Here is an 815-nt window from a genome sequence, read left to right as displayed (position 1 = left end):
AACGTGTTTGTATATGGAAAGTTGCGTGTTTGCGTGCGAGGATTTTCCGAAGGAAAATCAGACGTAGCAAACGTGCAACGACCTTTTGATTTAGCTAAAATCAGCAATTTTTTATATACGGTGTTGGCAACTGATATTTTTTTTCAGATTAATGGATATAAGGATTTCAAAATTCCGTTTTTTATTATTATTTCAACTTCTATATTTGATTTAGTAATTGACATTATTTTCCCGTCTTTTAAATCAGTCTCCTTAATTCTGTCAAACGCAAACTTACATTCCATTAATAAAGTTGCTAAATTCCAACTCTTCGGAAAGAAAGTGCTTGCTGACTTTTTTTCAATCCACTTATTAGTTTTTTTATCGTAAAACTCAAATTTTGCTTTAAAAACATTGGTCAATTTATTTTCCTCAATAATTTCCAATATCCGTACTTTTTCTGCGTCATAAAAATGAATTCCAGTTAAGTCTCTCTTTTTTATTCTTCCGATTGTTGCGTGAATAAATCCGTCAACTACAGCTGGCTTGAATTCAGTTCCTTTTGGTGTGGCTATTAGTTTGTCTGACGTTATAATATTTTTTTCGATTACAATTTGTTGAGCTCTTTTTGTGTTCGTTCGTGAAAGTAATTTATAAATTGGTGAATATCTTTTTAAAGCTCTCAATGATTTGTAAGGACCATTTCCATCAGAAAAATTAATGGGGAAATAAGTCGGAATTCTCACAATAAATGTTCCTGATTTCAACTTCTGTTTATCTGTGGAAAATCCATTCTGAAGTATGTAGTAATGGTATTCCATATTTGTTGCCAACGT

Annotated in this window: 1 protein-coding gene; it reads right to left on the bottom strand. The window is 31.4% G+C overall.

Annotation, left to right across the window (positions count from 1 at the left end):
* Positions 1-143 precede the first annotated feature (143 nt).
* Positions 144-815: EndoU domain-containing protein (locus tag ACNG5D_RS15815; RefSeq protein WP_418184502.1), on the bottom strand; the 672-nt coding region annotated here is incomplete at its 5' end.

Origin of the sequence: Algibacter ulvanivorans (genome assembly GCF_048381495.1) — a bacterium.
GTDB lineage: Bacteria > Bacteroidota > Bacteroidia > Flavobacteriales > Flavobacteriaceae > Algibacter_B > Algibacter_B ulvanivorans.
This window is presented reverse-complemented; position numbering and strand designations above follow the sequence as displayed.